At 42.0% G+C, this 18522-nt stretch carries 14 protein-coding genes; 5 read left to right on the top strand and 9 right to left on the bottom strand.

Features of this window, described 5'->3' with window-relative positions:
- The first annotated feature begins 169 nt into the window (after positions 1 to 169).
- Complete coding sequence (locus tag BLT18_RS02265) at positions 170 to 1879, top strand: PucR family transcriptional regulator (RefSeq protein WP_091270786.1); 1710 nt, start codon at positions 170 to 172, stop codon at positions 1877 to 1879.
- Positions 1880 to 1995: 116 nt separating this feature from the next.
- On the opposite strand, the gene kapB is transcribed toward BLT18_RS02265, so the two are convergent.
- The 5 genes from kapB to BLT18_RS02290 form a co-directional block, all read right to left on the bottom strand.
- Positions 1996 to 2391, bottom strand: coding sequence for a kinase-associated lipoprotein B (kapB, locus tag BLT18_RS02270; protein WP_245705148.1), 396 nt, complete (start codon positions 2389 to 2391; stop codon positions 1996 to 1998).
- A gap of 138 nt (positions 2392 to 2529) precedes the next feature.
- The gene (locus BLT18_RS02275; protein ID WP_091270788.1) at positions 2530 to 4014 is read right to left on the bottom strand and encodes a glutamate synthase subunit beta; all 1485 of its coding nucleotides are present in this window, start codon (positions 4012 to 4014) and stop codon (positions 2530 to 2532) included.
- 96 nt (positions 4015 to 4110) lie between these two features.
- Positions 4111 to 8709 (bottom strand): glutamate synthase large subunit, encoded by a 4599-nt coding sequence (gene gltB, locus BLT18_RS02280; RefSeq protein ID WP_091270790.1) that lies wholly within the window; start codon positions 8707 to 8709, stop codon positions 4111 to 4113.
- Positions 8710 to 8940: 231 nt separating this feature from the next.
- Positions 8941 to 9708, bottom strand: coding sequence for an NRDE family protein (locus BLT18_RS02285; protein ID WP_091270793.1), 768 nt, complete (start codon positions 9706 to 9708; stop codon positions 8941 to 8943).
- A 19-nt stretch (positions 9709 to 9727) separates the two neighbouring features.
- Entirely contained in the window at positions 9728 to 10135 is a 408-nt protein-coding gene (locus BLT18_RS02290) for a DUF2203 domain-containing protein (RefSeq protein WP_091270795.1), read from the bottom strand.
- A 199-nt stretch (positions 10136 to 10334) separates the two neighbouring features.
- On the opposite strand from BLT18_RS02290, the gene BLT18_RS02295 reads away from it, so the two are divergent.
- From BLT18_RS02295 to BLT18_RS02310, 4 genes are all read left to right on the top strand, one after another.
- The gene (locus BLT18_RS02295) at positions 10335 to 11381 is read left to right on the top strand and encodes a toxic anion resistance protein (protein ID WP_091270796.1); all 1047 of its coding nucleotides are present in this window, start codon (positions 10335 to 10337) and stop codon (positions 11379 to 11381) included.
- 39 nt (positions 11382 to 11420) lie between these two features.
- A complete protein-coding gene (locus BLT18_RS02300; protein ID WP_091270799.1) occupies positions 11421 to 12365 on the top strand; it encodes a hypothetical protein in 945 nt (314 codons plus the stop codon).
- Between the two features lie 87 nt (positions 12366 to 12452).
- Positions 12453 to 13379: an MBL fold metallo-hydrolase gene (locus BLT18_RS02305; RefSeq protein WP_091270801.1), complete on the top strand. Its 927-nt coding sequence runs from the start codon at positions 12453 to 12455 to the stop codon at positions 13377 to 13379.
- Positions 13380 to 13548: 169 nt separating this feature from the next.
- Complete coding sequence (locus tag BLT18_RS02310) at positions 13549 to 14550, top strand: DUF2777 family protein (RefSeq protein WP_091270803.1); 1002 nt, start codon at positions 13549 to 13551, stop codon at positions 14548 to 14550.
- Between the two features lie 531 nt (positions 14551 to 15081).
- On the opposite strand, the gene BLT18_RS02315 is transcribed toward BLT18_RS02310, so the two are convergent.
- The 4 genes from BLT18_RS02315 to BLT18_RS02330 form a co-directional block, all read right to left on the bottom strand.
- Positions 15082 to 16548: a PH domain-containing protein gene (locus tag BLT18_RS02315; protein ID WP_175487336.1), complete on the bottom strand. Its 1467-nt coding sequence runs from the start codon at positions 16546 to 16548 to the stop codon at positions 15082 to 15084.
- Complete coding sequence (locus tag BLT18_RS02320; RefSeq protein ID WP_245705157.1) at positions 16541 to 17011, bottom strand: PH domain-containing protein; 471 nt, start codon at positions 17009 to 17011, stop codon at positions 16541 to 16543. Before BLT18_RS02320 ends, BLT18_RS02315 begins: the two co-directional genes overlap by 8 nt.
- Before the next feature lie 27 nt (positions 17012 to 17038).
- Positions 17039 to 17251: a hypothetical protein gene (locus BLT18_RS02325; protein ID WP_091270808.1), complete on the bottom strand. Its 213-nt coding sequence runs from the start codon at positions 17249 to 17251 to the stop codon at positions 17039 to 17041.
- A 96-nt stretch (positions 17252 to 17347) separates the two neighbouring features.
- Positions 17348 to 18493, bottom strand: a complete 1146-nt coding sequence (locus BLT18_RS02330) for a conserved virulence factor C family protein (RefSeq protein WP_091271153.1) — start codon at positions 18491 to 18493, stop codon at positions 17348 to 17350.
- Between the last annotated feature and the right edge of the window lie 29 nt (positions 18494 to 18522).

Here is an 18522-nt window from a genome sequence, read left to right on the forward strand (position 1 = left end):
TTTTCTTACTCTTATCGTATTAAAGAAATCACAAAAAACCATTCACCAATTTGTATGAAGTTTATTGCTTTCTACTCGACAGTCTGAATAAAAGCAAGATAATCGAACAGTTATGATAAAATAATATAATAAGAACCATGTTCTCGCTTATTTTAGGGGGGGATTGCACGTGTTTACTGTTCAAGATGTATTAAACCTTCCGATCATGAAACAAGCTTCGTTAGTGACAGAAGCTAAATCACAATTACAAAACCCAGTAGAATGGGTCTCCATCATTGAGATGCCTGTTGAAAACTTTGTGCGGAAAAACGAATTTGTTCTCTCCAGTGGTATCGGTTGTGAGCAAGATGCAAATAAATTGTTAACGTTTACTAAAGAAATTATGGAAGCTAAAGCAGCAGCACTCGTTATTGCTACTGGCCGCTACATTACATCTCTTCCTAAGAAAGTGGTTCACTTTTGTGAAGAACATGGTTTTCCGCTGATTGAACTGCCCTGGGAAGTCCGGTTTACAGATGTCAGCCATGCGGTGTCAACAGCTCTGCACCAAAAAGAACAAGGTTTTGTTCAGTACTCCGACAAAGTGCGAAAAGAAATGCTTGAAATCGTTTTAAAAGGGCAGGGAGTGGCAAAAATAGCCGCCTACTTAGAACAGTCTCTCCATATGCCTGTTGTCGTGACAGACCGGCGCGGGACTGTAAAATGTACGAGTAATCATGCCAAAGCACTGGAAGAACAGTGGAATGCTCATTTGCTGCACCATGGTGATCCTCTGTATTTTCAACATGAGGAAAATGCGGACACAGTCGCCTCTCCCAGTAATATGCACTGGATCCATACTGAAGCCGTAACGATGTTACAACTATCGATACAAACCGCTCGGGAAATTCAAGGCTATTTGTTAATAGGATGGCCAGAGGGCATCTCAGAAGATGACGTGTTTTCTGAACGTATTACGGTACTGCTTGAACATGCTGTAACCTCTTCTGCTTTGTGCTTTTTACATGATCAAGCTGTACTTGAAACAGAGATGAGATTGAAAGATGATTTTGTCTGGAGCTTAGCAAAAGGGAAGTTCGACTCTTATGATACCGCACTTTCACGAGCAAAGTCGCTCCATTACAACTTACACGTCCCCTATTTATGTCTAATTGCAAAACCCGAAAGCTTGTCAACATTGTATGAACAAGACCCGTATAACAGCATGTCTTTTGAAAATTGGGTCAAACAACTTGGTGATATGCTCGAAGAAGAGGTATATCACACCGGCAGAACGATGCATCGCAAAACGATGTCGACCTTTCAAAAAGAAGAACTGATTATTTATGTAGAACTGCTTACAGAAAAAAGTATCGAAGCGGCGTATCCATTTATTGAATTGCTGCAGTACCGTTTAAATCAAAAATGGCCCAGACTCACTGTATCATGGGGAATTGCTAAAACGACCGGAATTGATGCGTTTCATGCCGGTTATCAAGAGGCTTATTCTGCTTTAGATATTGGCAGAAGACAAAAAGGAAAAGGTTATATCAGTACGTATGCTGATACCCGATTCGATCGCGCCCTGCTTGCATTAGCAGAAAACGAAGAACTTCGTAAAATTACAGATATTATCATCGCTCCGTTACACAAATACTCCCGTGAGCGAAACATCGATTTGGTGCATACTTTTTCTGTTTATAACCGGCATCGTGGAAATGTCAGCCAAACCGCACGTGAACTCAATCTGCACCGTCAGTCCCTTCTCTACCGGCTTCGAAAAATTGAGACACTGACTGGCTGCAAACTTGAAAATTCTGACGATACCTTTTTAATTGATTTATCTGTGCGTCTCCATACCATTCGCGGCAGCACTGCGGCACCGCCAGTTATTCAGTAGACCTTCCGCTCACTCCCAAACAAATAAATAAAAACGGGAGTTGCCCCCTCCGACAAACTTTATTATATTGATGAAACCAACTCACAAAAAAGGCTGCTTAAAGGGATAGATACCCCTTAAGACAGCCTGTTTTCGTTTGCTTCATATGCATAATCTTTTTCTACCGTCTTTAGAGTGTCCAATGCTTTCTTAGAGTAATCGTCTTCTTTACTGCTTAGTTTGTTTTTTAATTCATCGACTGCTCTAATAAGCGATTTTTCATACGAAGGAAGCTCTTCTTCAAACGGCTTTGCCACACTTTTTGGCACCCATACCTTTTCATAATGAGCTAATGCCTTACGTTCATGAAACAGTGCTACATCGACTTGATTGGGCTGATGCAGGTCTCCTTGTTTTGGATGCTTCAAAACAGCCAGCACTTTAACAAGCATCTTATCTCCTTTTTCTTTCATGACTTCAGCTGCGTATTGTCCTGTTTTATATGGGACTTTAACCATTTTCACCTCTTCCACTAGGCACACCTCCTAACATTTTCTATGTATTTCTATTCTATCAGAAATAATTATAATTTTTATAATAAATACGGTACGTGAAATTTTAAATTGTTGTTACAAAAACCTCAGCTGTGTGCTCAGCTGAGGTTCATCCGCTTATACTAAGTGGGTGCTTCCCATTAAATATTTATCGCATTCACGTGCTGCTTCTCTTCCTTCATGTATAGCCCAAACAACCAGGCTTTGTCCCCGCCGGTTATCGCCAGCAGCAAAAACGCCTTCCTGATTGGTTCGATATTTTCCATATTCAGCAGCCACGTTGCTTCGACCGTCTGTTTCAATTTTCATTTGCTCTAAAAGTTCTTGCTCTGGGCCTGTAAATCCAATTGCTAAAAAGACAAGATCAGCTTTCCATACTTTTTCCGTGCCTGGTATTTCTTTTCTTACTTTTTTTCCGTTTTCATACACCGTATCTACTTCTACCGTGTGCAGCTCTTTAACATTGCCATTTTCGTCACCGACAAATTTCTTTGTCATCACTTTGTATGCACGCGGGTCATCACCAAACACGGCTTGCGCTTCTTTATGCCCTTCTTCTTGTGTATATACTTGCGGATACAGCGGCCATGGGTTATCCTCCCCGCGTTCTGTACCTTTTTCAGGATGGATATCAAATTGTATAAGCGAATTGCATTCATGTCGCAGCGATGTTGTGATACAGTCCACGCCTGTGTCTCCCCCGCCAATGACAATAACATCTTTTCCTTTAGCAGAAATATAATCTCCATCTTCATGCTGGGAGTCTAGTAAAGACTTGGTATTGGCACGGAGAAAATCCATCGCATAATGAATTCCATCCAAGCCTCTGCCTTCTGCCGGAACGTCACGATGCACTTGCGAACCAGTGCAGAGAATAACAGCGTCAAATTCTTTGTTCAATTTGTCGCTTGGATAATCGCTTCCTATTTCTGTATTCGTTACAAAGGTAACCCCTTCTTCTTCTAATAAATGTAAACGGCGTTCAATCACGTGATACGACAATTTAACATCTGGGATACCATAAGTAAGCAAACCGCCAATGCGGTCATCTTTTTCAAAAACAGTGACCGTGTGGCCTGCTTTATTTAACTGTGCTGCTGCAGCAAGTCCGGCCGGTCCCGAGCCAATAACCGCCACTTTTTTACCGGTACGCTTTTTCGGCGGAGACGGCTGAATCCATCCTTCTTTAAATCCTTTTTCCACGATATGATATTCAATTGATTTAATTGTTACTGGATCGTCATTGAGCGCAACCGTACACGACCCTTCACATGGCGCCGGACATACACGGCCCGTAAATTCTGGAAAATTATTTGTTTTATGAAGACGCTCTAGTGCTTGTTTCCATTTCCCGCGATATACTAAATCATTCCATTCGGGTATCAGGTTATATACAGGGCAGCCGATTTCTTCGGAACCTTCCATCGTTGTTCCGGTCTGACAAAATGGAACAGCACAATCCATGCAGCGAGCTCCTTGTGCTTGCACTTTTTCTTCAGGCATTATAATTTGAAACTCCTGCCAATTCTTCACACGTTCTAATGGACTCTTTTTCGGAGGAGCTTCTCTTGTATATTCCATAAATCCTGTTGGTTTTCCCACTTCTCTCACTCCAGACATTTTAAATCTTGATGTTTAAGGTAAGAGAGACAGCTTGAAACGCCCAAGCGAATCCATTTTGCTGTCTCTTTTTTTGTTTTATTTTCCTCCTACCCTTGCTTTACTCGTTTTTGTCTCATTAAAAGCGGTCATAACAGCTTCCTGTTCAGACAATCCTTGCGCTTTCGCTTGTTCAATAGACTCAATCATTTGCTTGTAATCTTTTGGAATGACTTTTACAAACTTCGAAACCGATGCTTTCCACTGCTGCAAAATACTTTCAGCCAGCGAACTTTCCGTATAGTACACATGGTTTTCAATCAATGTTTTTAACTGTTTTATATCTTTTGGATCTTCTACTGCTTCTAAGAGCACCATGTCACGATTACAACAATCTGAGAAATTGCCATCTCTATCCAACACATAAGCAATACCGCCAGACATACCAGCAGCAAAGTTTTTCCCCGTGCTGCCTAAATTGACCACTACTCCGCCGGTCATGTACTCACAGCCATGGTCACCAACACCTTCTACGACAACTTGTGCTCCACTGTTTCTCACACAGAAACGCTCACCGGCCACACCACGGATATACGCTTCTCCTGACGTAGCACCATAAAATGTTGTATTACCGATAAGGATACTTTCTTCTGGTGCAAACGTAGAATGTTCCGGAGGGTATGCCACAATTTTTCCGCCCGACAGTCCTTTACCCAGGTAATCATTGGCGTCACCAATAAGTGTCTGCGTCATGCCTTTTGGAATAAAAGCTCCAAAACTCTGTCCAGCGGAGCCGCGGAAAGTAAAACGGATTGTGTCATCTGATAATCCTTCCTGGCCATGATGTTTTGTCACTTCACTGCCAACAATAGTTCCCACAACTCGGTCTGTGTTTTTAATCGCAAACTCTCCGAATACAGCTTCTTTATGCGTAATCGCACGTTTAGCAGCTTTTAATAATGTCGTATAATCGAGCGAGCTTTCCAGCATGTGATCTTGCTCAAAGCGGGCAAAATGCTTTGATTGATCCAGCCGCCTTGGTCGATGCAAAAGGTTGGTTACATCAACCATATTCGCTTTCCAATTGTCTACAGCGTCTTTTTGGCGTAATAAGTCCGTTCTGCCAATCATTTCATCTACCGTTTTAAAACCTAGCGATGCCATAATTTCACGCATTTCTTCTGCAATGAAATACATAAAGTTCACTACATGATCTGGAGTGCCCATAAACTTTTTGCGCAGCTCCGGATTTTGTGTCGCGATGCCAACCGGGCACGTATCTAAGTGGCAAACGCGCATAATAACACATCCTAAAACCACGAGAGGAGCTGTTGAAAATGCATATTCTTCGGCACCTAATAACGCTGCCATCACTACGTCTCTTCCTGTCATTAGCTTCCCGTCTGTCTCCACGGTAATCCGGTCACGAAGATTGTTTAATACGAGCGTTTGATGCGTTTCAGCTAATCCAATCTCCCATGGCAGCCCGGCGTGTTTAATACTTGTTCTAGCAGCAGCACCAGTACCGCCGTCATATCCACTAATTACCAGGCCATCCGCGCGCCCTTTTGCTACACCAGCTGCGATTGTTCCTACTCCGGTACCTGAAACGAGTTTTACGCTTACTCTTGCTGATGGATTAGCATTTTTCAAGTCATGAATAAGCTCTGCTAAATCTTCAATCGAATAAATATCGTGGTGTGGAGGTGGTGAAATTAATCCAACACCAGCTGTCGTTCCACGGACTTCTGCTACCCATGGGTACACTTTGTTGCCAGGAAGCTGGCCGCCTTCACCAGGCTTAGCACCTTGTGCTATCTTAATTTGAATTTCATCGGCATTTACTAAATAGTGACTTGTTACACCGAACCGGCCAGATGCGACCTGCTTAATAGAGCTTCTCCGCAAATCACCATTTACATCTCGTTTAAACCGGTCTGGATCTTCTCCGCCTTCCCCTGTATTAGAGCGGCCGCCAATACGATTCATGGCTATTGCCAGGGCTTCATGTGCCTCTTTTGAAATCGAACCAAACGACATCGCGCCTGTTCTAAACCGCTTAAAAATTTCTTCTGCCGGTTCAACCTCGTCAATGGATACAGGAGTTGCTTTGTCTGTTGCAAAATCCAGCAGTCCCCTAAGAGATGTTTGCTCTTTTTCCTGTTCATTTATTGCTTTTGCATACTTCTTATACAAGTCATAGTCCTTTTTACGGGCCGCGTGCTGCAGCATATGAATCGTATGAGGATTGTACTGATGCGGCTCTCCATTTCTTCTCCACTGTAAATCGTCACCAGCATCTAATGTTGCGTCTTGACCTTCCCGATTTGTATACGCTCTTGTATGACGAAGCAGCACTTCTTTGGCAATCGCTTCTAGCGTTACCCCGCCAATACGCGACGGTGTCCACGTAAAGTACTGGTCGACGACATTTTCATGAATACCGACTGCTTCAAAGGTTTGTGCCCCACGATAGCTTTGAATCGTAGAAATCCCCATTTTCGATAGAACTTTCATTAACCCTTTCGTTGCAGCTTTTAAATATTTTTGAACTGCTTCGACATAAGAAGTTCCTTCTATCAGCCGATCTCTAATCATGCCGTCAATCGAATCAAAGACGAGATACGGATTAACCGCCTCTGCCCCGTAGCCGAGCAGTACCGCAAAATGATGCACTTCTCTTGGTTCTGCCGATTCCACTGCAAGGCTCACGCGCGTTCTCGTGCCGTTTCGAATAAAGTGATGATGTAAACCTGCCACCGCTAATAACGCAGGAATCGGTGCATAATCATGATCCACATTTCTGTCGCTTAATATAATAATGGCTGCTCCATTCTCAACAGCTTCATCGGCAGATTGAAACAGCTGATCTAAAGCTGGCTTAAGGCCTTTTTCTCCTTTGGATGCATCAAATACGATCGGAAGTGTTACGGACTGAAAACCTTGCTTTTTGTTCGCACGCAGTTTTGCAAAGTCTTCATTGTTTAACAGCGGCGTCTTTAAAAACAGCTGGCGTGCACTTTCTGGTTCTGGATGCAGCAAATTTCCTTCTCTGCCAATAGTCGTCCCCACTGCTGTGACTAACTCTTCTCGAATGGCATCAATCGGGGGATTCGTCACTTGTGCAAATAGTTGTTTGAAGTAGTTGTACAAAAGCTGCGGCTTTTTCGATAACACGGCTAAAGGAGAATCATATCCCATAGAACCAACAGGGTCCACGCCATCAACCGCCATTGGCTTCACCATTTTTTCAAGTTCTTCATACGTATAACCAAACGCCAGTTGTTTGTACGGCAGCTTTCCAAAGTCCGTATTATACACATCAGAGCTTTCCATAACATCTTCTAAATCGGCCATGTGTTCGTTGACCCACTCTTTATAAGGCTTCTCTGCTGCAATAGAATGCTTGATTTCCTCATCTGGCACAATGCGTCCTTCTTGCATATCGACAAGCAGCATATGGCCTGGATGCAAGCGCTCTTTGTATAAGACATCTTCTGGGTCAATATCCAGCACACCAACTTCAGAAGACATGAGAATATGGTCATCTTTGGTTACATAGTAACGGGCAGGCCGCAAGCCGTTTCTGTCAAGACAAGCTCCCACCTTTTGTCCGTCTGTGTAAGCAATAGCTGTTGGTCCATCCCAGGGTTCCATTAAACAACTATGAAACTGGTAAAATGCCTTCTTTTCTTCGTTCATCAACGGATCATTCTGCCACGGTTCTGGAATCATCATCATAGCCGTGTGCGGCATTGAGCGTCCAGCTAAAGTCAAAAATTCAAACGTGTTATCAAACATGGAAGAATCGCTTCCATGGTGGTCTATAACTGGATGAACCTTTTCCACATCGTCTTGAAACAATTCTGAACGAAACACAGCTTCTCTAGCATGCATCCAATTGACATTGCCTTTAATCGTATTAATTTCCCCGTTATGGATGAGGTAACGGTTTGGATGAGCGCGTTCCCAACTTGGAAAAGTGTTTGTCGAAAACCGGGAGTGTACCATTGCGACCGCTGTTTCAAAATCTGAGTCGTTAACATCTTGATAAAACTGCGGTACTTGCTCTGTCGTGAGCATGCCTTTATAAACAATGGTGCGTGAAGACAGGCTTGCAAAATAAAACGAGTCACCTTCTTCAAGGGCAGCACCTGCTTCCTTTTCAGCGCGTTTTCTAATCACATATAGTTTTCTTTCAAATACTTCTTGTACAGATATCTCTTCACTTCGCTGAATAAATACTTGATATATCGCAGGTTCTGCTTGACGAGCAGCTTTTCCAAGCATGGAATCATCAACCGGAACTTTCCTCCAGCCTAAAACGCTCTGTCCTTCTTCTGTTATAATTTTATTCATTGCTTTTTTACACTCTTCGCGTTTTTTAGTTCCTCTAGGGAGAAACACCATTCCTACTCCGTAATAACCTTCATCCGGGATGACAAAATCGAGGTCTCGTTCCTGTTTTTTAAAGAAGCGGTGCGGCAGCTGCAAAAGCATTCCTGCACCATCTCCAGTATTTGGTTCATCACCTTGCCCCCCTCGGTGCTCAAGGTTAACCAAAATGTCAAGGGCCTTTTTCACGATGTCATGTGATCTATTTCCCTTAATGTTGGCCAAAAACCCGATTCCACAATTGTCATGTTCAAAATCAGAATCATACAGGCCTTCTCTCTTTGAAATGTTAGGTTGTGTCATTGCCCTCTCCACCTCTCTACAAACTGTTCAGCATAAAACACTATCTCTATATTTGAAATCCGATATACGAAAGCATATCATTTTTCTGACATTTCGGCAAATTATTCAATAAAAAATCCCTCCGTGAAATCGCTTACTATAGCGACTTAACGGAGAAATTTAATTTTTATGCCAACTTCCAAAGAAGTGCATGTATTAATTTTTATGCAAATAAATTTAATAAATATACATTCATTCAAAACAATTCCATTGATAGTGTTTTTGTGTCACTTTACTGCCGCTTTCGTCAAAGGTTTTTTCTTCCACATTTATATCACCATTTTTATGGTATACCAACACGGTTTGAGACCTTGTGCCATACCCCGGAAGCCGAATAAACATCGGCGACAGCCGTCTTTCTAAGTCCTTGTCCACCCCGGTTTCAGGCAGGTCTTCTTCATTTGCTTCTGATGTGTCAGTAAGCAGATCAAATAAAGCGGGGAAAGATAATTGTTCTGGTTGAGGCGCGAGCATATCACGGAGTGCTTGCTTTGCCTTGGCTACTTTCGGCCACGGCGTATTTAACCGCGCATTGCTTAATCCATGAATACCAGGCTCCACGTGATGGAATGCATTGTGATCTTGATTGGTGCTGTAATAAATATTTGCTGCATCTCCTCCTATGACGTTGTAACCGTCGTACAGTTCGTTGTGCACATTACACGTTTCTAAATACGATGCAGGATCATTTGTGTCTAAAAATCCTGTCACGATTTCTCCTCGTGAACGAATTCCTTGCTTAGCTTTGCCTGCGCGCACATTGGTTACAGCAGCAAACCTCCCTGATTTGGTCACCCCCATCCATGTACCGCCCTTTTCTTCATCTTTTCCAGCAATAATGGACGAACCCGGCCACTCGTGAAGCGGTGTTGCCGGTCTGTGAAAAAATTCGTCACGATTTGCTACGATAATAAGCGGATAATCCTCATGCATGTGGTGAGCAAAAACAATTAAACACATATGTCATTTCTCCTTCTATTTATTCCTCTGTTCGGAAAATTCTTTTACGATGGTAAAACGTTTCGTCTAACCGGTGATAATGCGTAACAAATTCTTCTCCTTGCTTCCAGCATAATAAAACATATTCGTCACCTAGTTTACCTGGAAATTCAACAACACCTTTTTCAATGTCTTTAATATAAATGTGCTGCTTTTTTAACTGTTTGACATACGAACAGATTTGTATATGCAAAAAGTCATGCGCTGCTTCTAGTTCAAACACATGCTGGTAATCACCATGCACTATCTGATCCACGTTGTTTAGCATGCGGCGCTGCCTGTGTTTCATTTCACACTCTCTATTTAAGTACTGCAAATGGGCAAGCTCTTCTCTAACAACTGGGAGCAGCTCATTAGCCTGCTGGAGCGTAAAATAGTGTAAAAACATGCCTGTTCACTCCCCTCCCTGTTCATGCTTGTGAACATAACCGTTTGTGTGCTATGTATAGCTTACAACGTTTCGAATTCATTGCACAATAAAAAGAGATTAGAAGAAGAACACATCAATAAATGATATAATATGTCATATAAACCATGTATTTGCTTCGTCTATATGCAGATAGGAAGTCGATGAAAGGAGACGAAATATGACAGAGTCGTCAAACCACATACACTCAGATAATCACTCAGAAAACGATGCAAAAAAACAGGCGGAATCGTTTTTGCATCAGTTTAAAAATGCAGATAATTCCCGTGATCTCGTCTCTATATTAGGCGGTCTCGGTGAAACAGAACAGCAAAAAGCTGGTGAATCATTAGACGCATTGAAAAAACCTGTACGAGAAATGATGAACCAAAAAGATAATGAACTCCCTGAGAAGCTGCACGAATTAAAAGGAGTCGTCGGAGAGCTTGAACCTGAGTATTTAAAAGAGGGAAAATGGCAGAAAGCATGGAACAAACTATTACGTAAAGACCCCGTGGAGCAATATGCCAAAAAGTACGAAACGGTAGAAGCACAAGTTGAAAACATTATCGAAGGGCTGCTTTCTGGAAGAGACAGTCTGCAAGAAGATAACGTCATGCTTGAACAGCTCAAGGAAACGGCAAAACAACGGATCACAGAACTTGAGAAACAAATCGAAACCGGTAAAGTGCTAAACGAAATGTTAGAGCAGGAAATGCAGGAAGAACAGTGGCAGGACAACCCAAGCGCCCTCCAAAAAGGACAACAAAAAGTGATATCGCGTATCAATAACATGTCACAAGCTGTCATGGTGCTTCAACAATCTTTAGCCTCGGTTGACTTAATACTTGAAAATAACGAAAAACTGGAAGAAGCCATTTTTAATGCGATTACGATGACGAAAAATATCATTACTGTCACAGCGTCCATCCAGCTCGCTCTTGGCAACCAGCGCAAAGTCATTAATGCTGTACAAACCGTCAACAATGCTACAGAAGACATGATTTTGAAAAATGCTGATATGTTAAAGAAAAATACCGAGGATACATTAAAGACACTTGAAGAACCTGCAGTAGCCATTGAAACATTCCAAAAAGCATACGAAGATGTATATACTGCCATACAAATGACCGAACAATCTAACGAACGTATCGTACAAACAGGGAAAAAGTTTATTACAGAATTGGATGAACTAAACCAGCAAATGAAAACAAAGTTGCTAGAATAGTAATGAGCAAGTATGACAACAGTGTTGAAGAGGGTGTTCGTGTTGACAAGAGATTGGCTGAGTCATCCCTGGTTTGAAAAATTCCTTCCAGACCATTTAAAACCAGTGGATGATCATATATTTTCTGACCCGCATGGATTAGTGCTTATCGAAGATACAGAAAGAGCACTTGAGCGCCTAATCCAGCACGGAAAGCAAGTGAAATCATCGCAAACGTATAAAAAAAATGGAAAAACGTTTCATTTCCGCCTAAAAATTAACCAAAAACGAATGAAACTGTTAAGTTACGAAACACCAAAATCAGAAGCTGCAATTAAAAAACGCATTATTATTGAATACCTTCGTAAAACATACGTCACAAAAAGCCGCCGCGCCAGCCGCCTGAAAGAAGCCAGCATTCAATATATCAAAAACGGGCAGACATTTGTGAGAAGCATTAAAAAATCCCGGCATTTTGAGCAGATATTTTCAAAGCTTGAAACACTTGATGATGCGTTACTACGGGGGCTGATCGACAAACCAGCAGCCGATGCTAAACCAGCATCTGTGCCGCATTCCACTCAAGATAAAGATTTTATTCAGTCCTCTGAAGAACCGCTTCCATCTATTCGTGAATTAAAAGAATTTTTAATTCCACATTGTCATCAGCTTGAGACACTGCTTGAAAACCGGCTCAAGCGCCTGCTTGAAGAAGCAGAGCAAATTGCTGAAGTATTTGACGTGTTGGATGTAGAGGAAAAATATATCGTCAAGCGGCTGTTAAAGCGGGACATTCCTTCTCTCATTCAAACGTATTTATCGCTTCCTCACGACAAGCAAACAGAACAAACAGAACCATTGTATGAAACGTTAACAAAGATGGAGCTTAACATCCGCTCTATCCGTGAAAAAACAGAAGATATGAAAATAGAAAAAATGGAACAACTTCTTCGATTATATGACAAACGATACCCCAGCAAACAAAACAACGAGAACAACAATTAAATGGCGGGTTGCTCATGCTACACCGCCTTTTTTCATCTGTAACATAAACAAGATGGAAAGACTAATACCTTCACATGGAGTGATTCGATGAATTGGAAAAAGCCAGAATATTTAATGAACGACATTTGGATTTCTGATGGTTTCGATTTTCATCTTCCAAACAGAACCGGTACCTATATCATAAACGAAGAAGAGCTGACTTTGATTGATACTGGACCGAGCATCTCTATTCCTGCTTTAAAACAAAGTATGGCACATCTTGGCCGGTCTCTGGCAGATGTGAGCTATATTATTGTTACCCATGTTCATCTTGATCACGCTGGAGGAGCAGGGCTGCTGCTGCAAGACTGTCCGAACGCAAAAGTTGTCGTTCATCCGCGCGGCGCCAGACACTTAGCCGATCCCCAACGGCTTGTCCAAGGTGCACGTGCTGTATATAATGACACGTTTGACTCATTGTTTGATCCAGTAATCCCTGTTCCAAAAGAAAAAATTTTAATTAAAGACGATAACGAACAAATCACTTTCACCTCTGGAAGGGTTCTTCAGTTTTTTGACACACCCGGACACGCCGCTCATCACTTTAGTATAATGGATTCTCTTAGTAAAGGGATATTTACAGGTGACACGATAGGCATTCAATATGTTCATCATAAGGACATGTATCTGCCTTCAACTTCACCTAACCAATTTCATCCAGAACAAATGAAAGACTCTTTACGCCTGATTCTTTCCAAACAACCAACCTGCATCTTCTTTGGGCATTACGGTGTTAGTTTTGACATAGATGAAGTGGAAAGACAATTGTTGTTTTGGCTGCCGAAATTTGTGGAGTGGGGAAAAAGCGTAAAACATTCAGGAGGCGGATCAGACGCGCTGGCAGAACAAATCATAAAGCATGTGACCGATCATTATTCGCTGCACAACCTGGCTGATAACGATCCGCTTACAACATTTATCAAAGCCGATGCCTCCATTTCAGCCATGGGAGTTTTAGATTATTTATCTAAATAGTACTTTCGTTTTGCGGGGATTCTTGCCGGAACCCCCTTTTTTTTCGTATAATGAAAGAACTGCATCACTTGTAACATTAATGGGTTCTATACATTGTGTGTGGCTGGCATAGCACACGGATACTTTTATACATACATCATCATTACAACATGGAAAGTTGAGGGTTTACATGAATCGCATAGAAGCTACAAAATACAAAGGCAAAACCGTATTAGTCGATATTGGATCAGAAGGGGTTTTTTACGGCCTGTTGGAAGAAGTATATGCCCCCCCGAAAAAAACATGGTCTGGAAAAGTTTTCATCAAAGGTATGGCTAAAGCCCCTGTTCTAGAAAAAGCAGATACAATTGATGAAAAAAAGGAAGTATATGTCACCGTTGCAGGATCTAAAATCCACACGACTGAAGAAGAATGGACATTGTCGTTTAACGAATCAGTTGTTCAAGCTATTCAATCTGCGATAAACGAACTGCATGAAAACTTAAACAAACATACAGCACAAGCAAAAAAATGGAAAGACATTGGCTCGGTGTATGGGGATGTGCATGTGCCCTCTACACCTTCTTCAGCAGAAGAAGAGCAGGCGGTTGTACAAGATGATTATATCTATTATCAATTGGCAGAAGACGATGGCAGCGTGTACCTTCTCGAACCCATAAACAAAGATACGCTGGAGTTAGAAGGCTGCCCTTTTGAATTAGAAATTCAATGGACGAATAACACATGGATCCCTGTGACGTATCATCGTCGTTTTACGTTTATTGATAACAGAGGCAAACAATATCAAATCCAACCGCAAAGCCGGGTAAGAATCCATAAAGAGCAATTTCAGCCATTTACTATTCTTCTCAATGAATTAGAACATCCCGCTCGAAAAACGCTGTGGCAGCGAATTCATGCCTTTGGCTTTGAGCGCAGCCATTTAGAGGATTGTCACAACCGCTTACTGTATGAATTGCTTCAATCCGAAAATACGTCCAGGTTTAAAGGGGTTAATTTTATTACATTTCGAAAATCAGGCAAAACGCTGCTTATTCAGCATCATTATGAACGTGAGTTAAAAACGAACACACCAGATTACGTGTTTGACCGCTTTGAATGTACAACTGACAACGGAGAGCGGAGTGTTTCCACCTATACTAATGCGTACAGTAAAGATCACGAATCATAAGAAAAGCACAAGCGTCTTCAAAGAAGGAAGTTCGGCTAAGGTAAAAGAACTTCTGCTGCGTTCGCGAACGTCCTGTTCGCAACGCAGAAGCCATCACCGCCTGTGGAAGTACATCCTGTGATAATGCCGAATTGACTCTCATTCTCCAGGCCTGCGACAAGTCTCGGAGAACCGGCATATAGACAGCTGATCTTTTCGAAGGAATCTCAAGCGAGCAGGCACTTGTGCTAGACAATGAAAACGCCAGACATTCATACTTTCTTACCTTTTAAAAAACGCTCCTTCCCTTCTTTTATGATGTTGGCACGGAGATGAATAGAAGGTATTTCATTCTGTACTCCCCCATGAAAAAAGATTGAATATACACCTTCAGCAAACAAGAGACAAAGACAAGACGGAAAGTGAAATGGGATTTGCACTCATGGCGGCAAACTTGAAAAAGTACATCGCCAGAGCACGAGAGAAATCTAAATATCATCAAACGAAACGCTTCCGACCATCATTTTGATAACCGGAAGCGTTTTTTACTATTCAGAGACTGCTGCGTCCCAACCTCTCTTCTTTAGGTGGCAATCCTTTTTTATACCAGCGGACAATATCGTTATCTGTTTGCTCTTCTACATCTTTCAGCTGAAAAGATCTTCCGCCGGACGTGGACAGAATATCAGCTCTCATCGTGTGCAAGCGCCACCTTTTTTGCAAAAAGGACTGCTCCCAATGCACAGATTGGATCTTTCTTTTCGGAATAATGCTGCATGAGATAGAAACACTTCTATTTTGAATAATGCATACACCGTTTTCCAGCAGAAATCCACTGTCTGCATATCTTTTCCATCCCCACACCGACAAACATACTGGAACAAAAAACAATAATACCCCATATGTGTACGGCACAAAATATAAACTCAGAAGCCATAACAGCCAGCTAATAAGTGAGGTGCGCATCACATAACGCGGGACAGCTTTTTTCGGCAGCGGCTTTACCTGTGCAGGCATTTTAGCATAAGGCAGCAAGTCCTCCATCAGTTCATGTATATCTTTTTTGCGCCCTAGAGGAACAAGCAGCGTAGAAAGCTGCTCTTCTTGTGATCCCCCTCCCGCACTGTAGACGTATATACTCCAATAGCCTAATAACTGCTGCAGCGGATTACTATCGTACCGAACACTGGTAATGCGGTGCAAAGGCAGTGTTAACTGCCTTCTTTCAAGCAGCCCTCTAACAAGGATTAATTCATCTTCGTGATAACGAATAACAAAACGGCCGTACTGCACAACCGTAATAACAACCGAAATACCCCAGGCAATCAGCGCCATTACAAGTAATAATAAAACAATAAACATTGTTCCCATGGAAATGATGACCCCAATGGATTCTTCATAAAATGTTCGCGGTAAAAACTGTTCGATTTGCGTAAGCAGCGCTGCAGAAGCTGAAAAAACCAGTCCAACCTTACTAGATGTTAAGCCTTTTAAAAAAATAGCAGAAAACGGCACATCATATATCTTCATTGGAGGCTTTACCTTTTCTTCTTCGGTTTCATAAACATTTGTGAACGAATCGTTTTCTTTTCTCAGCAACTCTTTGATACGCTGTGCTTCTGTCTGCAACACTGCTTTTAATTCCACTTCCGGCTCGAGACCGCCGCCAGCTGTTTCAATTTTTACTTTTTCGACTCCAAACCATCTGTGTACAATATGCGAACTGCTGTCAACAGATTGTACCCGGTCTTTGTTTATGTAACGTTTTTTCTTGACGAAAATGCCGTGTTTTATTCGTAACTCTCCGCTTTCTAATTGGTAGGTAAAAAAGTACCAGTATAATACGCTATGTATTAAAAGAAACGTGAGCAGTACTGGAAACAGCAGCGATAGAATGGTAGAGCCAACCCCTGTGTTACCTGCAAAAAACGAAAAAAGCAGCGGAATAAGGAAGTCTTTTACTCTTGCAGCAAAAATGAAAAAAATGGCGGTGCCATGTAACTTTTTCCATTTATTCATGATTTTCCTCCATTCCCGCCAAATAAGCAATTTGGTCACGCAGTCTTCCACCAACTTCTTCCGATAATGCAGGTATTTCATGAATGCCTGCTGCAGTAGAAATTGTGACAGCCGTTAAGCCGTATCGTTTATAGATAGGTCCCTGCTCTGTATCCACATGCTGAATTCTTGTCATCGGTATCAGGGTATGACGTTTGATAAACACCCCCCGCAAAAGTTCCATTTCTTTTTCATGCACTTCATAACGCCATATTCTCCACCTCAACTGAGGCAACACCCATATGGTCCACACTCCTGTCAGTACTGTGAGCACTCCAGCACTTCCCGCTAAGTATATAGAAAAATTCATCCATAAATAAACGCTGTACAAGCTTATTGTTATGAGAAAAAACATCCCTGTTACCAAGATACCCTTCAGCTTCCACACCGCTAAAGCTTTTTTGGATATACGCTGCGTTGGCATATCACGCACACCTTTTCTTCCTTTCTTTTAACCGTCATCATCCGAGATGTAAATGATATTGACTCCTTCTTCTTTCAATATACGTGTCAATTCATCATTTAATGTCGCGTCTCGTAACAGCCCGAGTGACTCGACTAACTCTAATTCTGCTAGTTCCCCGTTTTCAGCCTCTTCAAGCAGCTCTAATGCTTCTTGCATGTCTTTTTGTTCTAATAGTTGTTTCATTTCTGCTTTTGTCATAACTTTCCCTCCTGCTGTTTGTTTCTCATTAACATGGAAAAACCGTCTCCTTCCTGCGAAGAAGACGGTCATTTTCACGGAAAGACAGCTGATTGTCTATCGATTTTTTCGATCCTCAGCCATTCTTTCGGTCATTTGTTTCCATACAGACCCTTTTGCTTCTTCTCCACCTTCAATACGCTCTAATGCCATTTTTGCTTGTAGTGCTACTTCAAACTCTGGATCTTCAGCTGCTTCTCTTAACGGCTCGATGGCTGTTTCATCACCAACTTCGTATAAAAACATCGCCGCTCGCCAACGCACTAGTTTATTTTTGTCCGTTAATGCTTCGATCATCGCTGGAATCCCAGCTGAATCGCCAATATCTGAAAAGCAGTCACCAGCTGTTCTTCTTACTGTTACTGACTTGTCCTGCAAGGCTTGTCTTAGCAGCGGGAGAACCACTGGCTTTTCAATCATTCCTAAATAAACAACAGCCAGCCTTCGTATCGAAGATTTCTCATCTGCTAATGCTTTTTCTAAAACAGGCAAGTCTTCTTCTTTTGGATCCATCTGTTCCAATGCGGCGTAGCGTTCTTTCCAGTCCGGATTATCTAACATGTCGGAAGTAACCTTAATATAGCGTTCTGCATGTTTTTGCGCCTGTTCTTCTCCTTTTAACGAAAGGTCAACCAGCCGATCCAGTCTTTCTTTTGGGTACGCAGCAGCTATTTCTTCTGCGACTTCCTCACCAATTGCTTCTAAATCATTTCCATAACGCACACCGTGGTCTTCCCACTGACGCTGCATAACGACATTATCATTTTCAGTTTGGGCTTTAAATGCAGCTTCTTGAAACCTTTCCGGCAAACCTTGTCTTTTTTCTTCGTCAGCTGTCATTATTTTTAATTGCATCGGAATGCCTTTAAATGTCTGCACTTGAATGTTCACTTCCCCAAATGCATCTCTTTGCTGGCTGCTTTCCTGTTCATCTGTGTTCACATCTGTTTCGCCAAATATGCTGCGCACTTGCGGAAGCAGTACTTTCCAATCAGATTTTGGATGCCGTTCTACAGCCATAAAGTCGGCTACGTGATACACCCCGGTTATCCCTTCAATACCAAGCAATGATTGAATGAGTGCCGGAGCATCCTCTTTGTTTTTTTCTGTGTAGTTATTGCTTTTACCAGATGCCAGTGATTCATCCACAATAATTTTCATAGTATTTGGACTTGGTGTTGGTTCAATCGTTACGATATTCATCATCTGTACAGACTCCTTTCTAACATATT

Source organism: Alteribacillus persepolensis (assembly GCF_900099605.1).
In the GTDB taxonomy this organism is placed as follows: Bacteria; Bacillota; Bacilli; order Bacillales; family Marinococcaceae; genus Alteribacillus; species Alteribacillus persepolensis.